The following is a 16,650-nucleotide window of genomic DNA, read 5'->3' on the forward strand; positions in this document are numbered from 1 at the left end:
TTCCAAGAACGTAGCAGGAGCTGTTTTCTTTCTTGGGTCTTCGACAAGATCTTCGTTTGGTTCATTTCTTTGCTAATACAAAAAAACGAACCATAAAACGATTAATCCCAACGTTTATGAGCTTCAGAATCCGAAATTCTGGCATCTACCCAACGCTCAATTCCATCTGGCAAGGTTTCTTTTTTCCAGAAAGGCGCATTGGTTTTAAGATAGTCCATAATAAAGTGTGCTGCATGAAATGCATTTTCGCGATGACGGCTGGCAACAGCCACCATTACAATCTGATCGCACGGGTACATTTTGCCAATACGATGAATAATCGAACTGGCTTCCAAGCTCCAACGTTCATGAGCTTGCAGACGAATTTTTTCCAACGCCTTTTCAGTCATTCCCGGATAGTGTTCCAACTCTAAAATAGAAACTTCATCACCTTCATTAATGTCTCGTACTGTACCTACAAAAGTCACCACCGCACCAATGTCTTTATGACCTTCGCGTAGCTTGGCCGCCTCAGTCGTCAAATCAAAGTCTTCTTCACAAATACGAATATTTGGAAACATCGGTTCAGGATTACTCACCGATTACCCCCCCGTGACCGGAGGAAAAAAGGCGATTTCATCACCGGCTTTGATTTCTGTATTACGGTTTGCCACATCATGATTCACCGCAATTTGCAGATTTTCATTGTGCGCTAATGCTTGCTGCCAAGCTTCTCCACGCTCTGCCAAGCTATTCAAAAGACAGTTGACGGTTTTAAAGGAATCCGACGGCAATTGTTCTTGCGCTTGACCTAATACTTCTCGAAAACTCGCAAAATACAAAATATTCAACATATTCAATTTCCTCTCAACAGTGAGCTTAACCGCCCAATTGAACCATTTGTCTAAATTCGATATTGTGGACGTTTTCCCTAAAGAAATGACGTTCCGGTTTTTTGGCTATCGCCGCAATAATAATTTGTTCTAACTCTTCATCACTACAACCATCCCGAAGTGGAGTACGCAAGTCGACCGAATCTTCCTGCCCAAGGCATAAGGCCAGCACTCCTCGCGCCGTCAATCGAACACGATTACAACTGTCGCAGAAATGATTGGATACTGCTGAAATCACACCAATGCGCGCATCTGTTCCTGAAATCTTAAAATTGCGCGCCGGCCCTGCATCGGAGCGGTCGGTCGAAGGAATCAAGTCGACTCCAACGTGATCTTTGACGCGTTTTAGAATTTTTTCCGCCGCGTAGTGTTGATCCATCATCGAAACGCCCGCTGGCCCAATGGGCATAGTTTCAATAAAACGAACTTCCACGCCTTTCTCTATACCGTAATCTACCATAGCTTCAATTTCATCGTCATTGGTGCCTTTCATAACGACCATATTGAATTTCACTGGCTTCATCCCCACTTCTAACGCCTTATCCACGCCGGAGAGTACTTTTTCCAGATCGCCACCACGAGTAATTTTGTTAAAGCGTTGTGGGCGTAAAGAATCAATTGAAATATTGCAGCGGTGCACACCCGCTTTGACTAACGCTTCAGCCTCACGACCAAGATGATGAGCATTAGTCGAAAGTGCAATATCTTCCAGACCTTCTAGTGGAGAAATCATTTCCACCAATTCATACAGTCGTTTGCGTACAAGCGGTTCTCCGCCAGTTAAACGGACTTTTGAAACTCCCAGATTGGTAAATGCTTTAATAACTCGCGCGAGTTCTTCATACGAAAGATATTCCGCATGATGGCCGTCTGGGTGCACACCTTGTTCAGGCATGCAGTAACCGCACCGATAGTTACACAAGTCGGTCACCGACACGCGTACATATTCAATTTTGCGTTGGAATGGATCAATTAAAGATTTTTTCATAATGCAGCCTTTTACCGGCCGGTAAAGTTTATATCGTTATCTCCGGCTGGGAATAACGCATTATAAAGAAGCAGACGTAAAAATCAAATTGATATAAGAAAATGCTTATTTATTTTATTAATTAAAGAATAGTGAGAATTTATTCAAGAATTTACACAAAAATTCCTATGTAAATTACGATTGGAATAAAGGGCTTCTAAAAGCCCTTATATCCAAGGGTTAAATCTTGTTTTTAATGAAGAACATCTGAATTATTCAAAAACTGTTGGGCATCTTGAAACACCTGTGCATTCGTACCACGCTCAGACCCTTTATGCACCCGTTCGAGTGTTTCTTGAATCTGTTCAATTTCCTCTTCCATAAACTCCAATGCATTTTCAAGACTATAAGTCAGCTGATGAATTTCTCCCATTTCAACCCTCGAAACGTTTCCATCTGCCAATATCGCTGCCAGCTTGGCTTTACTTTCAACAAGATATTCTTGAGCCTGTTCATAAGTTGTTGGCATCTTGCCTTTAAAGTGTTTGTCGTCACTGGCAACTGAAGCTGTTGCCAAAGCCATTAAGGTAGAAGTTAGAACAATTTTTTTCATTTTTGTGTGCCCTTTCATTTTGTAGCCATACTATTTTAGTTACCGGCCGGTAAAAACACTATTAAGGACCTTTACAAAATACTTAAACAACAACGTTACCTCTATGTCCCGTCCTGAAATAAGTTGACACTTTTTTCAGGTAAAAAACGCTCGATGAACTTCATCGGGCGTTTTGTATTTTAACGCCAAGTGTGGACGTTGAGTATTGTAGATTTCAATCGACTCTTTCACCATTTGTCGAGCCTGATCAACATCCTTTGGCTTGGTTAATAAAAACTCATTCTTCAGAATCCCGTTCACTCTCTCCGCCAAAGCGTTTTGATAGCAATCATAACCATCCGTCATCGAACAGATAATGCCATGTTTTTCATGGAACACTTGATAAGGTTTTGAACAGTACTGAATCCCTCTATCCGAGTGATGAATGAGTGCCCCTTTTCCTAATCTATTTTTCACTGCGTTCTTTAATGCCTGAAGGACTGGTTGAGCATGCAAAGTGTCGTGCACATGGTAGCCAACGATCTTACGAGAACAGGCATCGGTGACTAAGCTGAGATAGGCCTGGCCGTGTTGTACTGGTAAATAGGTAATGTCTGCAACCCAGAGTTTCTCTGGCGCTTTGGCTAAACGCCTTTGCCCCTGCTCTTTGATGAGATTGGGGTGCTTATAAAACCGATGATGACTGTGCGTGGTTTTATGATAGGCTCGCTTATTAGGCACTAATAAACGCTGCCAACGTAACAAGTCAAACAACTTGTCTCGTCCAATCTTCAATCCTTCTTGGGCTTTAGCTAATAGCAAGTTGTGTAGCTTTCGGGTACCAATCCGCGGCTGGCTGATACGTATCGCTTGTACAAAATCCAGAATCATCCGGTATTGCTTTTCTTTGAGCCGCTGCCTTTGTAATCCTTGGTAGTAAGCCTGACGGCTTATCTGTAAGAATCGACAAGCATTGCTTATGTTGAGCCCTTGGATCTGTTTTTGATCGATAACTCGGCTAACCGCTTTTTTGTCAAGCTAACTCCAAAGTCCTCTTTCATGACTTTGACGACGCCTTCAAAGAATTGGGCTTTGAGTTTTTCTTCGGCGAGTTCTTGTTCAAGCTCTTTAATGCGCTGCTCTGGCGTCTTTTCAGCTTTAGTCGTCGGCATAATGATTCCTCGAAGATGTCGGTTAATGGCGTTGGCGTCAGACCAATTTAACTTACCATGCTTTCTAAGCCAAACTAAAACGGTAGATCGTCCTTGGATACCATAATGTGCTTGCGCTTGTTTATAAGTCATTTCGCCTTTTTCGACTTGGTCTACAACGGACAATTTAAAAGCGAGGGAATAATCGCGCTGTGTGCGCTTAGTGTTTGAAGACATTACTTTTTCCTTTTCGGTTCAGAAAAAGTGTCAATCTTATTTAGGACGGGTCACTAAAAACACAAAAAGCCCGATAAGAAAACTTATCGGGCTTTTCTATATGTAATTTGGGTTTTCCAAAACTTTGCACGGTGTTAAGGCAAGGCTGCAATTCTCTAAACTTACAATTTCCAAGCCTTTAAACAACAAAACCCGCAACTTCAAAGAAGTTGCGGGTTTCTAGTAATCTTTTTGACTCTCTTAAGAGTTGCTAGATTTGTGAGATCGAGGCGGGAAATGGGAGCCTAGATTAACTAGGTGACCATTTTCCAACAAAGAGATCACAAAAAATAGCGACTTCTTAAGTTGTCAAAAATTACATACCTGCGTGACCAACACCTGGCGGATCTTCATGCAAACGCTCTGGAACGTTGTACTGAGGAGTACCATCTGGTAGTAGACGTGCTTGACGGTAGTTGTTGATATCACCTTTACCATCACCTACTTGCTCGTCTGCACAGTTTTCCATACAACGAGCGTTGTGGATAACTGGACGGTGATCACAGAAGAAGTTACCTTGGTTCTTCATGAACTTGTTGTTTTTCATCAACAATTCTGAGTTATAGAAGTCATCATCTTCTAACTCAGTTCCGTTCTCATCGATTGGAATGTAGTTAGATTGCATGATGTAACCTGTCATACCCATGTAACCCGCATCACCGATAAATGGTGCATTTGGAGTCCAGAAAGGCATAGTACGACGGATGTAATCGAAGAACGTTACCGCATACGGCCAGTAGTTACCAACAGTTTTCATTGGTGCAGGATCGAAGAAATCAGACGTTACTAGTGATTCTTCAACTGCTAGAGGTAGATAACCTTTCGCACCTTCACCGAATTCACCGTGACACATACCACAGTACTGAACGTAAAGCTTACCACCTTCTTCAACAGTCATACCGACAGAAGGATCTGGTAGGTTGTTACCATCACCATCAACCGTAATGTTCCACTTCGCTTGAACCGCAGATTCTGCGATTGGCGTACCGAAACCACGCGCAACGTAGTCAGAATCGTTGTGGTAGTTTTTCGCTACTTCATCATGTACTTCGATGAATGCTGCTGGAACTTTACATTGAGTGTTACCGTGAGTACCACCATCGATTGAATCATCAACTTCAAACGAGTATGGGTTTGCAGGATCAAGCTTACCAGAAAGACCGTCACGACCGTGCGCAGCGTCTTTACCAAGGATTGCTTCAATCACTTCTTTATCTAGGTATTTACCGTCTGCGGCACGAATGATTTCTTCGTAGTTTGCAGCGTATTTACCATCAATCATTTCACCAGATGCAGCTGTTGAACCGCCATCTGAACCAGACATTGCAAATGCAGAGCCTGTGAATAGAGTCGCAACAGAAGCCGCGATTAAGGTTTTCTTAGTACTGAACATTTTCAATCATGCCTCCGTCTTTGCCGTTGTTCCAAGCGTGTACGCGCCATGTAACCATCGCTGTACGGTGGTAAACGTTGTTCGTACCTTCAAGCTTACGCATTTGTGGCATTGGTGGTTGAACATAGCCTGTTTCATCTGTAACACGGCTCATTAGGAACGCTTCAGAACCATCCCAATCCCATTCGATCTCGAAACGAGTCCAAGCTTTATCAAGAACAGGAGAAGTAAAGTGCGCTTCTTTCCAGTTTTTACCACCGTCGAATGAAATATCAACGTGTGCAACTTTACCACGACCAGACCAAGCAAGACCACGAACGTAGTATTTACCAGGACCTTGCATTTTGAAGTCAGGAGATGGGTAAGTGATAACTGAGTTTGGTTCCATGTACCATGAGAAACGTTGTGCAGTACCATCTGGCATAAGCTCAGTGTATTTAGAAGTTTCTTCACGGTGCTGTGCAGGAACATCATGTACTTGGATACGACGTAGGTATTTAACCCACATGTTCGCTTCACAACCAGGTACAACCAAACGAATTGGGTAACCTTGTTCACGACGAAGCGCTTCACCATTCTGTGCGTAAGCAACAAAACAGTCATCCATTGCGATATCAATTGGAATTGAACGCGTAAGACCTGCAGCATCGGCACCTTCAGGAATTAACCACTTACCTTCTGGTTTAATTCCAGCTTCTTTTAGAAGATCAGATAGACGAACACCTGTGTACTCAACACAAGACATCATACCGTGAGTCCATTGTACTGAGTTCAACTGAACCCCTTTCCATTCCATCGCACCGTTCGCAGGACATTCTACGAAGTGAATACGAGAGATTGATGGGAAACGTTTTAGATCATCCATAGTAAAGATAAGCGGACGCTCAACTAAACCGTGGATTACTAGACGGTGGTCATCAGGATTGATTGTTGGTACACCACCGTGGAAACGTTCAAAATGAAGACCGTTTGGCGTGATGATACCGTGTAGGCTTTGTAATGGAGTCATTGTGATAGACGCCATTGAATCTGGAGTCAACCACTCAAGTGTACGACGTTGTACTTCTTTCTCAAATGGAGAAGGCATACCGTATGGGTATTTACGAACACCGAAACCGAGTGATTTACGAGCAGCACCATCTTGTAGTACTTCTGTGATTTCTTCTTTACCAGCGTATGGGGCTACAGCTTTCTTAGGATCGAAACCTGCACCATCTGCTGCGCTAGCTGCTTTGGTGAACATTACACCACCAGCTACGGCCGCAGTTCCTTTTAGGAACGCACGACGGCCTTGATTGCGACTGTCTTCAGTCTGAACCGCAACCTTGTCTACGTTTGTATCTGTCATTTATTGCTCCTTGACGGCTTTACTGTAATTAACAGCAATACCCCAGATTCAAGAGTTATTTTTTAGTGTGTTTAGTCATGCGAAGTTTAGGCGTCATCGATGACCAATGATTTATTGCTGGCCGATTATAATAAGTTTAGACCCAACCAACTGCAAGCTTTAACTCAATAAAAATTAGGATTTGCTTATATAATTTTTTTATACCCGATAAGGGAAACCTCTATCACCCATCACAAAAATCTGTTATTCCATTGATCAACACACTATATAGTGTTATCAGGCTTCCGAGAACAGATTGGACCTGATTTCGGATTTTCAATATCCTCTGCCACTTGCGCCAAAAAACTTTGTAATTCATCAATACTCAATACTGAAAGAATTTTATTCATAATCTCTGGCTCAATAGCCACTGTGGTAAATTGTCCTGATTGCAATTGCACTTGCACACCACATGCATCCGCCAACGCACCTTGCTCATCATTCCCCTCAATATTCGCCGCCTCTTCGCCAAACAAAAGTTCGCTATAGCACTCTTCAAGCTGTTCTAACAAAGCTTCATCAATCGTATTCAAAAGCTCCACCTGATAAGCTGACTCTCCTGAAAACGTCTCTTCAAACTGAATTCGAGCACGCACCTTAATTTGCTCGCAAAATGCAACAAACTTATCTGCCACCGGCCGGCTAAAAAACGTAAAACCAATATCATCCAACATAAATATGTCCTGCGATTTGAAAACCTATTGCATTATAGAATTGATAACCCAGTTATAAAGAACTTCTTCATCCAATCTCCATGCTCCGAGTTTTTACCGGCCGGTAAAGGATTCAAACACCCCTTCCCCCCTTTACACACTTTGCATTTGCACGTTTCAACGGTATTATGCTTGGCACACAGAATTATTGGAGTTTCTCATGATTAATCGACAATTTCCGATCACCCGTATGCGCCGCATGCGCAAAGATAATTTTTCTCGCCGCCTAATGCGCGAAACCACGCTCACCGCAGACGATTTAATTTTGCCAATGTTTGTTATTGAAGGTGATAACCAGCGAGAAGCCGTTCCCTCTATGCCTGGCGTGGAGCGTTTATCAATTGATCTTTTAGTCAAAGAGGCGCAAGAAGTTTTTGAACTTGGCATTCCAATGATTGCCCTTTTTCCTGTCACACCGTCACATGTTAAATCACTGGATGCTGCAGAAGCTTATAACCCTGATGGACTGGCCCAACGTGCGGTTCGAGCCGTAAAAGAAGCGGTACCAGAACTTGGTATTATGACGGATGTGGCACTAGACCCGTTCACCACCCATGGCCAAGATGGCATTATTGATGAAGACGGTTATGTGTTAAATGACGACACAATTGATGCCCTGATGCAACAAGCCTTATCACATGCCGAAGCGGGCGCTGACGTCATTGGACCATCCGATATGATGGATGGCCGTATTATTGAAATTCGAGAGCTCCTTGAAGATCACGGTCATATTAATACTCGAATCATGGCGTACTCTGCAAAATACGCTTCGAGCTACTATGGTCCTTTCCGTGACGCAGTCGGTTCAGCAGGCAACTTGGGCAAAGGCAACAAACACACTTATCAAATGGACCCTGCGAATCGAAATGAAGCCTTGCACGAAGTCGCACTGGACTTAAACGAAGGTGCCGATATGGTGATGGTTAAACCAGGCGTGCCTTATTTGGATATTGTTCGCGACATCAAAAATGAATTCAAAGCACCTACCTATGTTTATCATGTGAGTGGTGAATACGCGATGCTTAAAGCGGCCGCACAAAACGGCTGGATTGACGAAAAACCCGTGGTGCTAGAAACATTGCTTTCTTGCAAACGAGCCGGAGCGGATGGCATCCTAACTTACTATGCCAAGAACGCAGCAATCTGGTTAAATGAATCGCATTGAGGGCAAAGTAATGACCGATAAATATGCAGTCGTCGGCTATCCAATTGGCCATTCAAAATCGCCTCTCATTCATCGTTTGTTTGCAGAGCAGACTGGGCAAGACCTCACTTATGAGGCGATTCTCATTGATAATGAAGAAACTTCGTTTAAATACGCTATGGCAGATTTGAAAAACCGTGGTTATAAAGGCATTAATATCACTGTGCCTTTTAAGCTCGATGCCTTTGAATATGCCGACAACAAATCCAGCCGCGCCGAGAGTGCACACGCCATCAACACATTTATTTTCAATGACGATGGTACAACCACTGGCGACAATACGGATGGTATCGGGTTAGTAAATGACATAGAAGTAAATGGTCAACGCCCTTTTAAGGATCAGCGTGTTTTGATTTTAGGTGCTGGTGGCGCAGTGCAAGGCATTCTTGAACCGCTTCTGGAAAAGTATCCAGCAAGCATTCACATTGCGAATCGCACTGCCAAACGCGCAGAAGTTTTAGGACAGCGCTTTAAAACGGATATTCCCGTCAGCGGAAGCGGTTGGGATGAAATTCCAATAGATAAAGGCTATGACATTATTATTAATGGTACTTCAGCCAGCCTAGATAATAAGCTACCACCTATTTCGGAACAGGTGTTAAAGCCAGACAGCTTAGTGTATGACATGATGTATGGCAATGAACCAACAATATTTGTGAACTGGGCAAAACAACATCAACCCAATTGTAGTGTAATGGATGGATTGGGAATGCTGGTTGGCCAAGCAGCCGAAGCGTTTTACCTGTGGCGAGGTGTTCGCCCAGAAACACAACCGGTTATCGACCAAGTTCGTAAAGAGATGAAATAACACAAGGGCTTAGTAGGCAAAAACAATCAAAGCTCGCTAGGTCACTGCGAAAAAGTTTTTTTATTCGAGAAACGTAGCGGAGTTTACATTTACGTAAATGAGCAACGTATCACAAAAAAAGCTTTTGCAGCAAGGCATAGCGGAGCTTTGAATGCTAAGCCACCAACACAAACCAACCGGTAAACATAGTGGCTCCACCTAACACACTCAACCAGAATGCTGAATACTTGCCTGCTAAAGGCTCACCCAAAATATAAGCGTACAAAGCTTTTAAGAAATTATTTGAGCCGGCGGCAATCACAATCGCACCGGCTACCGTCATTGCATCCGCTTGATAATTACCATTTAACAGTGATAAAACAAATGGGTCTATATCGGTAAAACCGACAATAATCGATAAATATCGCAATCCCGAATCGCCGAAATATTCATTAACCAACTGAGTAACCACCGCCATCACAATAAACATAAAGGCAAATACAAAAGCGACCTTGAGTTCTAAAGGGTTACCGGCCGGTGTAAAAACCTGTTTTTTCTCTCCAAACCGTTTTTCGATTTGAATATAAACCACCGCAATCACCGCAGTTAAAAGTCCAAATCCGAGTAAATATGGCCACAAAATCATCGCCACTTCCCAGAAAAACACCGCCGCAATCGCCCATAACCGGAAATACATCAAGGCCGTCGCAATCAAAATCGCCGCTGTCATCTGATAACTCAAGCGTGGAACATCTTGAGATTTTTTAGCCAGTACCACAGTGGTTGCCGTGGAAGAATAAATCCCCCCGAAAATACTGGTAATTAAAATACCTTGTTCCTTAAACAGATAACGTTGAGCGATATATCCCAAATAAGACATAGTCGATACCACGACAACTGCCAGCCAAATTTTAAAAGGCGATACAGGCAACATCGGGTGCAAGATTTCACGAGGAAGCAACGGAAGGATAATACCGCTGAGTAAAATCAGTTTTGCAAGTGTTGTAAGTTCTTCGCCAGACACCTTATTTACAAATTGCTTAATACTGTCTTTGGCATTGAGCACCAGCACGATCATGACAAAAATCAGCGCCAATACCCACAATGGCTGAGTCAAAGCCAGTGCGCCATAGGCATACACCAGCAACCACACCCAATACAAAAGCACACTGCCACTTTCACGTTTTAAAGCTTGTGCATAAAACAGTAAAAACAACCCCGTCAACCCAGCAAAACCAACGACAAACATCCAAAAGTCAATCAGGTAAAGTACAAATCCACTAACGGCTGTAAAACTAAAGGTTCTGACTGTACCAAAAAAAATTTCATCTTTACCTTGGTGAAAAGTATTCAGATAGGTTCGCAGCTCTAGCCCGGTTAAAAACCCCAACACCAAAGTAACGATTAACTGTCCCCAAAGACTTTCCACCACAACTTCCATAATCCATCCTCAATCTAATAGAAGCACAAAAGAAATCCTAAGCTTCTTGGTAATCGTTTTTTAATTTTACGTAATGTTGCGCAGAATATTTAAAGAAAGCTTTCTCTTCTTGCGTCAACTCACGAATTTTTTTCACCGGCGAACCCAAATATAAATACCCCGACTCCAATACTTTACCGGCCGGTACCAAACTGTTCGCCCCAACTAAAACATGTGTTTGAACAACAGCATTATCTAACACCACCGCGCCCATGCCGATCAAACACTCATTTTCAAGCACACAACCGTGTAAAACCACATTGTGACCAACAGTCACATCCTCACCTACAATACACTTAGATCCCTTGGAAATATCACTTTCATGAGTAGTGTGTAAAACACAACCGTCTTGAATATTCGAACGCGCTCCAATCTGAATATCATTGACATCGCCCCGCAAAGTGGCATTCGGCCAAACACTGACATCTTCTGCTAACTCACAGCGGCCAATGACAACAGCCGATTCATCAACCCAAGTCGATTCTTGCAAACTTGGAGTAAAACTTTTATACATTCGAACACTCATGAAACTTATCCTCAATTAACTTATTACAAAGAGATTCATAATTATAGAAAAATCACTTGGTATTTTTGACTCTTCTGGCAATGAAACCACTTTCTAAAATTTTATTCTCTGCTATCCTTAGAATTCGGATGGGGACTGTACAGTGATCAATCAAACATTATCAGCAAATAGAACTGGAAAGTTGACACCACTGTTTAGCTTAATAACCCCGCTCGACTTTATTAAGAGGATAGTTGAAAACAATGAGTGAAGTTCAATCCACCTTCAACCGAAGACTTGAGGAACGTATGCCGACACACTTCCCAGGATTTTTATTTAAACCTGGATTTCAAGCGCCCATTAAAGTTGTTGACATTGCGGAACACGGCATTGGTTTTTTCTGTAATGAACGATTACAGATAGGCGATAAGGTGGAAATTGAACTGACCCGAAATGAAAGTAAAACTTTCAAACCTTTCACCATCGAAATCGAAATTCGCAATCGTTTTATCAACGAACAGGTTGATCGTTACGGAGCAAAAATCACCCATTCTCCAGAAGTCTTTTTAGATTTCATTCCTAAAAAACATCCTGCAAAAAGCAAACTGGCTCGATCATTGGGCGGAATTCTTAGCTCCTGATACCCACAAAACTGCCATTTACTTATACGCTACATAAATATTATTGGTTCTTACTCAAGAAAAAGCCCTAAAACGTAAAAGGATATTTTGCGATAATAATACTAAGCTCTTGATTAAATTAGATTTAAAAATCTATTAGGAGACAGGTATGGACATCAATCGTAGAAAAGAACAACGCAAAGAAATCAGAATTCCTTCTATTCTGGAAAAAAACGGTGTGCAAACCAAAATTTTACTTGTCGACCTCTCTCAAAATGGCCTAGGGTTTATCAGTAGCAGTCACCTTGAAGAAGGTGAGGTCATACAAATTATCTTGACGCAAGATGACACCAAGATTATCCATCCTGTTTCGGTACAGGTCAAAATCCAGAACAGTCGACCAGATGAACGACTCAATCGATTCGGAGCGTTGATTACAGACCTCCAAGAAGGCTATCAATCAATCATCGACAAACTCTTCCACCCTATTTATCGCAGTAAATTTGCATCGAAAATGCAAACACTGAAAGCCTAGTCTTGCTCTGCATTACACTGAGACTCTGATTCAAAGCGTACAATTCAAACCCTACAGGCAAAAAAAAGCCCGAATAATTTCGGGCTAAGAATTGGTCATAAAGACCGGGGGAAAATTTTATCAGTGCTAATAACTGTAAGATATTCATATTCTATTGATGCTTGATGAAAGACAACAGGGCGAATTAAAAATAAAAAAAAATCTAAAATGCCTAATCGAAAATACTTAATTCAGGCATAATATTTTTAATAATTTATTAAGAATCATTCAAAGTAGAATGAATCTTGCTTATCTTCCGACTAACTCACACACCAAAGTTGTAGATGTTTCAATTTAATGATTACTTGCGAATATGTCGAGAACATCAAAATTTGACTCAATCGGAGTTAGTCACAGCCCTCTGTGTTTACGACAAAACTTTTGAATCCCTAGATACCAATACACTCAGTCGCTGGGAACGTGGAGTCTCTAAACCGTCTCTTTCCAAACAAACTTTACTCGTTCATTATTTCTCTGAGAGCTTTGACAGGATTTATCCATTTATTGAACAAGCTGAACGCATTGAAATAGAGAAGAGTTTCTGTGCAATCGGATTCTCTAAAATGCTTGGCCGACATAAACTCGTTATGTCATTTCCTTGCCAGCATATGGATAAGTCACGGTTTCTGATCAAGTTAATTCAAGACTCTCATCTCAAACAATCTGCCATCAGTAAAAATCTACTCATCTTCCAAGAGATGTACAATCTGCCACTTTCTTCAGATACGTTGCAAAAAATGGCGAATATTCCCAGCAACCATTTTTCAGTGTGTGAATACGACAGTGAATATTACGGGCATTTTTTTGCCCTCAAACTCAAACCGTCTGTATTTGAGCAGGCAATGAACTTTCTTATTGACTTTAACCAGCTCTCTGAAAACGATATCGCTAAGGAAGATGAATTAGGCAACTATCTATTTTTTGGTTTTTTTGGCATGAGTGATATTGTGATTTCAATCCTCTGGGTTCACTTTTACTCGTGGGTAATCAAACAACAGAGTCATATTCTCGAAATGGGTGCCATCATTACCTCCAAAGAAGGGGAAATGATTGCCAAAAATATGAATACCGAAAAATACGCCTCACTTGAAAGCAAAAACAGGCATTACCAGAGCTTTCGTGCCACCACCAAGCAAATGTTAATTACTGATAATGTGGTCAAAATGCTATTCAACCCTGAAAGCTGCCCTGAAAATTAAAACCATAAAAAACGTTAATTAACACCACATTTCCCACATTTTCATTGCGTTTAATACACAAGCTTCATAATTACTTAACACTTTTCTAATATTTCTATCTTGCTCCTGTCATAAATTAAATATATATTCCCAATCATTCTTTAAATATTAGAATTTTATAATATTAGAAATATATCTAAAATGATAAGGGAGAGTTTCCAATGAGCCAGCCAATGACTCAAAACCAAGATAAACCACAGTTCCAAGTACTGCATATTCTTGCAGCACTTGGCGCAGGAGGCATGACCGCCTCTTTTTTCTTTATTGTCAATTTCTCAACGTTACACCCGGGTGACGTATTTATTAGCTGGGATATACTATGGCGTGATTACATTGGTGGAACCTCTGCCCACCAATTAATTGTTCAGCTTTATATGCTGGGTGCGACTATTTCAGCCATTGTGCACTTTGTTCTATTAAACCGATGGTTTAAAGGGTTTAACCAATTCAAACAAACAGATGCCTATGAAAAACTAAAAAACTCTAATGCAGAAGTCCAACTCATGGCAATTCCGTTAACACTCGCCATGAGCATGAATGTCTTCTTTATTCTGGGAGCGATGTATATTCCAGGCCTGTTTAGTGAAATCACCCTATTTGGCATCACCGCCCAACTGATTGATTTCATGATGGTGGCAGCAGGTATTTACTTCACCGTCATTCTCGTCATGGCTCTCAAGATTTTTTCCGTTTACTGGATGCGCTTAGTCGACGGTAACCTTGACTTCATTCAAAACTCAAATCTTGCACAACTCATTGCCATTTTTTCATTCGGAATGATTGGTGTCAGCTTAGGCGCTTTAAGCATGTCGAAAGTTCCTGAAATTGCACTCTATGGAATGAGCATGGCCTATATTGTCATTACCCTGACGATTTTCCTGGGATTAATCAAACTCATAATAGGTTTCAAATCAATGTTCGAAGAAGGGATTGCCGCGCAATCGACCGTTACATTATTACTGCCAGTGGTGATTACTGGCATGATTGTCGTTGGCCTATTGCGTGCTGACTTTGGCTCAATTCATGCACTCGATTTAACCCGTGATGCCCACTACCATCTTCAGGTTTCCACCATAGGCTTAGGTTTTTCACTGTTTATTGCACTGTTTGCCCTGAGCGTCATGCGCCGTAAAAAGTACTTCAAACTGCTTGACCAAGGAAAACTCGATAGCAGTGCTTTCGCCCTAATTTGCCCAGGATTTGCCTTTGAAGTGCAAATGGTGATGTGGTTAAACATCGGTTTAGTATTCACCGGTTTTGTCACGTTTGGTAGTACCGCCTACTTCGCACTCTGGGCACCAATGATTCTTATTCAAGTGGCAAGCATCTACTTCTTTATGAAATTACTGAAACAACATCATTTCTTAAAATTTGCCACAGCGTAAATTTCTCAAACCTTACCGGCCGGTAACCTTCTTACCGGCCGGTAAGCATTCATAATCTTTCTTGCATCACTTTCTCAAATCCCACAATTTTCGTAGCTTCTATAGAGCCCTCTTATTTGCCCAATAATTATGCTGTTTTGACAGTTGGCCAAGTTTGCCTAAAATCACATTCAAAATAGACGAAAAACAGATGAGGAAACTATGCAAATTGATGTCTGGTCCGGCTACCTTGCCGGAATCGCAATTGGACTATTTGTGATCTTACATTTTTGGCTAGCAGGAAAGCCCGCTGGCTGTTCAACAGGCTATGGCAACGTCTGTGGTTATCTATCCAAAAAAGTACGTTATTACCACGAAGGTGAATATTCCAACAAAAACAATATGAAACTCTGGTTTTTAATTGGTATCCCAATAGGTGGCCTTATCAGTGCCCTCTCCTCGACAGATGTTTGGCACTGGAGCTTTGATATGGGGATGTATGATACCGTTCTTCCGCAAACCGATGCTGCAAAAGCCATTTGGTTAATTTTTGGAGGCATGCTACTGGGCTTTGGAGCGCGACTTGCTGGAGCTTGTACGACTGGTCACGCTCTAGTAGGCGGTGCAATGTTAAACCCACCCAGTTTATTAGCGGGTGCTGTATTTTTCCTAAGCGCATTAATTGCCACACAATTGCTATTTAATACTTAAAAGAAACAATAAAAACTTACCGAGCACCTATGCATGTCAAACAATAATAAAACTCAATCATCACCAGAGAACTCACAAAAAGAGCATTTTCTACCTCGACTTCAAAGTATTCGCCTCACTTTACTGAACTTTTTCTATGCCTATCGATCCAACATCATTGGCCTTTTTACCGGAGTGCTGTTTGGTTTTTTAATGAGTCGCGCCGGAGCAACCACCTTTGATTTTCACGCACAAATGTTTCTCTTTGAAGATATGCAATTAATGAAGGTGATTGGCTCAGCCGTGGTGGTTGCCATGCTTGGGGTATTTTTATTGAAAAAATTTCAAGTAACCGCCGTTCATACAGGACAAGCGGTAGATTTTGTCAAAAAACCTTACCAACAAGGGTTGGTGACAGGTGCATTTCTATTTGGCATCGGTTGGGCAATGACAGCTTCTTGCCCAGGAACGGTTCCTGCAATGATTGCCGAAGGCAAAATCAGTGCAATTTTTACACTTGCTGGTTTATTGATTGGCACGATGGCTTATGGCGTTTTACAAAGTTTTATTGCCAACAATCGAAGTGCTTACACAGAATAATCTTGTGATGGCTTTGTCCACCCTCCATGCAAAGCCCAAGCAACATTTCTCAAAATCGCTCTTTCAATTTAATCAATGCATTAAAAATTTCAGCTAGCGCGATGCTAACCCTATAAATTTCCAACAATTTCATTATAATAGCGGCAATTTTCAATCTTGAAGTCGGCCAAACCTCCTTTTGCAAAATTCCATTTGCGTCTCGGACACGCCTTTTTCATTTCGTTTTTTAAGAGAATC

Annotated in this window: 18 protein-coding genes; 8 read left to right on the plus strand and 10 right to left on the minus strand. The window is 41.7% G+C overall.

The features are described 5' to 3' along the window. Positions 1-101: 101 nt before the first annotated feature. The 8 genes from moaE to D9T12_RS11525 all read right to left on the minus strand — a co-directional run bounded on the left by moaE (position 102) and on the right by D9T12_RS11525 (position 7,312). Positions 102-578, minus strand: coding sequence for a molybdopterin synthase catalytic subunit MoaE (moaE, locus tag D9T12_RS11490; protein WP_240693188.1), 477 nt, complete (start codon positions 576-578; stop codon positions 102-104). Positions 579-581: 3 nt separating this feature from the next. Beyond that, positions 582-833: a molybdopterin converting factor subunit 1 gene (gene moaD / locus D9T12_RS11495; RefSeq protein WP_130538301.1), complete on the minus strand. Its 252-nt coding sequence runs from the start codon at positions 831-833 to the stop codon at positions 582-584. Positions 834-858: 25 nt separating this feature from the next. Beyond that, the gene (gene moaA, locus D9T12_RS11500; protein WP_130538302.1) at positions 859-1,860 is read right to left on the minus strand and encodes a GTP 3',8-cyclase MoaA; all 1,002 of its coding nucleotides are present in this window, start codon (positions 1,858-1,860) and stop codon (positions 859-861) included. A 232-nt stretch (positions 1,861-2,092) separates the two neighbouring features. Next, complete coding sequence (locus tag D9T12_RS11505) at positions 2,093-2,452, minus strand: DUF6746 family protein (protein ID WP_130538303.1); 360 nt, start codon at positions 2,450-2,452, stop codon at positions 2,093-2,095. A gap of 135 nt (positions 2,453-2,587) precedes the next feature. Beyond that, positions 2,588-3,819 (minus strand): IS3 family transposase gene (locus D9T12_RS11510; RefSeq protein WP_130536334.1). Its coding sequence is split into 2 segments (ribosomal slippage): positions 2,588-3,465 and positions 3,465-3,819, totalling 1,233 coding nucleotides; the frame shifts between segments, so codons are not numbered across the junction. Positions 3,820-4,174: 355 nt separating this feature from the next. Further along, the gene (locus D9T12_RS11515; RefSeq protein ID WP_130538304.1) at positions 4,175-5,251 is read right to left on the minus strand and encodes a c-type cytochrome; all 1,077 of its coding nucleotides are present in this window, start codon (positions 5,249-5,251) and stop codon (positions 4,175-4,177) included. Further along, the gene (soxC, locus tag D9T12_RS11520; RefSeq protein WP_130538305.1) at positions 5,238-6,599 is read right to left on the minus strand and encodes a sulfite dehydrogenase; all 1,362 of its coding nucleotides are present in this window, start codon (positions 6,597-6,599) and stop codon (positions 5,238-5,240) included. The genes D9T12_RS11515 and soxC overlap by 14 nt, the downstream gene beginning before the upstream one ends. A 263-nt stretch (positions 6,600-6,862) precedes the next feature. Next, the gene (locus D9T12_RS11525) at positions 6,863-7,312 is read right to left on the minus strand and encodes a hypothetical protein (RefSeq protein WP_130538306.1); all 450 of its coding nucleotides are present in this window, start codon (positions 7,310-7,312) and stop codon (positions 6,863-6,865) included. A gap of 199 nt (positions 7,313-7,511) precedes the next feature. Here D9T12_RS11525 and hemB point away from each other — a divergent pair, with 199 nt between their 5' ends. After that, positions 7,512-8,516: a porphobilinogen synthase gene (gene hemB, locus D9T12_RS11530; protein ID WP_130538307.1), complete on the plus strand. Its 1,005-nt coding sequence runs from the start codon at positions 7,512-7,514 to the stop codon at positions 8,514-8,516. A gap of 10 nt (positions 8,517-8,526) precedes the next feature. Then, the gene (gene aroE / locus D9T12_RS11535; RefSeq protein WP_130538620.1) at positions 8,527-9,363 is read left to right on the plus strand and encodes a shikimate dehydrogenase; all 837 of its coding nucleotides are present in this window, start codon (positions 8,527-8,529) and stop codon (positions 9,361-9,363) included. A gap of 154 nt (positions 9,364-9,517) precedes the next feature. On the opposite strand, the gene D9T12_RS11540 is transcribed toward aroE, so the two are convergent. Beyond that, on the minus strand, positions 9,518-10,783 hold the full coding sequence (locus D9T12_RS11540) for an MgtC/SapB family protein (protein WP_130538308.1): 1,266 nt from the start codon (positions 10,781-10,783) through the stop codon (positions 9,518-9,520). Between the two features lie 37 nt (positions 10,784-10,820). Continuing rightward, a complete protein-coding gene (locus D9T12_RS11545; protein ID WP_130538309.1) occupies positions 10,821-11,348 on the minus strand; it encodes a gamma carbonic anhydrase family protein in 528 nt (175 codons plus the stop codon). A 242-nt stretch (positions 11,349-11,590) separates the two neighbouring features. On the opposite strand from D9T12_RS11545, the gene D9T12_RS11550 reads away from it, so the two are divergent. The 6 genes from D9T12_RS11550 to D9T12_RS11575 all read left to right on the plus strand — a co-directional run bounded on the left by D9T12_RS11550 (position 11,591) and on the right by D9T12_RS11575 (position 16,413). After that, positions 11,591-11,968 (plus strand): PilZ domain-containing protein, encoded by a 378-nt coding sequence (locus D9T12_RS11550; protein WP_130538310.1) that lies wholly within the window; start codon positions 11,591-11,593, stop codon positions 11,966-11,968. Positions 11,969-12,116: 148 nt separating this feature from the next. Next, complete coding sequence (locus tag D9T12_RS11555; RefSeq protein ID WP_130538311.1) at positions 12,117-12,482, plus strand: PilZ domain-containing protein; 366 nt, start codon at positions 12,117-12,119, stop codon at positions 12,480-12,482. 323 nt (positions 12,483-12,805) lie between these two features. Continuing rightward, entirely contained in the window at positions 12,806-13,720 is a 915-nt protein-coding gene (locus tag D9T12_RS11560) for a helix-turn-helix domain-containing protein (protein ID WP_130538312.1), read from the plus strand. 200 nt (positions 13,721-13,920) lie between these two features. After that, entirely contained in the window at positions 13,921-15,144 is a 1,224-nt protein-coding gene (locus D9T12_RS11565) for a TsoY family (seleno)protein (RefSeq protein WP_130538313.1), read from the plus strand. Positions 15,145-15,345: 201 nt separating this feature from the next. Beyond that, positions 15,346-15,834, plus strand: coding sequence for a YeeE/YedE family protein (locus tag D9T12_RS11570; protein WP_130538314.1), 489 nt, complete (start codon positions 15,346-15,348; stop codon positions 15,832-15,834). A gap of 33 nt (positions 15,835-15,867) precedes the next feature. Continuing rightward, positions 15,868-16,413 (plus strand): DUF6691 family protein, encoded by a 546-nt coding sequence (locus D9T12_RS11575; protein ID WP_130538315.1) that lies wholly within the window; start codon positions 15,868-15,870, stop codon positions 16,411-16,413. Positions 16,414-16,650 lie beyond the last annotated feature (237 nt).

Source organism: Thiomicrorhabdus indica, from assembly GCF_004293625.1.
In the GTDB taxonomy this organism is placed as follows: domain Bacteria; phylum Pseudomonadota; class Gammaproteobacteria; order Thiomicrospirales; family Thiomicrospiraceae; genus Thiomicrorhabdus; species Thiomicrorhabdus indica.

Excerpts from the sequence above, each read along its gene's own strand:
- D9T12_RS11545 (WP_130538309.1), bottom strand. The coding sequence starts at position 11,348 with ATGAGTGTTCGAATGTATAAAAGTTTTACTCCAAGTTTGCAAGAATCG.
- moaA (WP_130538302.1), bottom strand. The coding sequence starts at position 1,860 with ATGAAAAAATCTTTAATTGATCCATTCCAACGCAAAATTGAATATGTA.
- D9T12_RS11540 (WP_130538308.1), bottom strand. The coding sequence starts at position 10,783 with ATGGAAGTTGTGGTGGAAAGTCTTTGGGGACAGTTAATCGTTACTTTG.
- D9T12_RS11570 (WP_130538314.1), top strand. The coding sequence starts at position 15,346 with ATGCAAATTGATGTCTGGTCCGGCTACCTTGCCGGAATCGCAATTGGA.
- D9T12_RS11565 (WP_130538313.1), top strand. The coding sequence starts at position 13,921 with ATGAGCCAGCCAATGACTCAAAACCAAGATAAACCACAGTTCCAAGTA.
- D9T12_RS11555 (WP_130538311.1), top strand. The coding sequence starts at position 12,117 with ATGGACATCAATCGTAGAAAAGAACAACGCAAAGAAATCAGAATTCCT.
- D9T12_RS11560 (WP_130538312.1), top strand. The coding sequence starts at position 12,806 with ATGTTTCAATTTAATGATTACTTGCGAATATGTCGAGAACATCAAAAT.
- hemB (WP_130538307.1), top strand. The coding sequence starts at position 7,512 with ATGATTAATCGACAATTTCCGATCACCCGTATGCGCCGCATGCGCAAA.
- D9T12_RS11515 (WP_130538304.1), bottom strand. The coding sequence starts at position 5,251 with ATGTTCAGTACTAAGAAAACCTTAATCGCGGCTTCTGTTGCGACTCTA.
- D9T12_RS11505 (WP_130538303.1), bottom strand. The coding sequence starts at position 2,452 with ATGAAAAAAATTGTTCTAACTTCTACCTTAATGGCTTTGGCAACAGCT.
- D9T12_RS11525 (WP_130538306.1), bottom strand. The coding sequence starts at position 7,312 with ATGTTGGATGATATTGGTTTTACGTTTTTTAGCCGGCCGGTGGCAGAT.
- D9T12_RS11550 (WP_130538310.1), top strand. The coding sequence starts at position 11,591 with ATGAGTGAAGTTCAATCCACCTTCAACCGAAGACTTGAGGAACGTATG.
- soxC (WP_130538305.1), bottom strand. The coding sequence starts at position 6,599 with ATGACAGATACAAACGTAGACAAGGTTGCGGTTCAGACTGAAGACAGT.
- aroE (WP_130538620.1), top strand. The coding sequence starts at position 8,527 with ATGACCGATAAATATGCAGTCGTCGGCTATCCAATTGGCCATTCAAAA.
- moaD (WP_130538301.1), bottom strand. The coding sequence starts at position 833 with ATGTTGAATATTTTGTATTTTGCGAGTTTTCGAGAAGTATTAGGTCAA.
- D9T12_RS11575 (WP_130538315.1), top strand. The coding sequence starts at position 15,868 with ATGTCAAACAATAATAAAACTCAATCATCACCAGAGAACTCACAAAAA.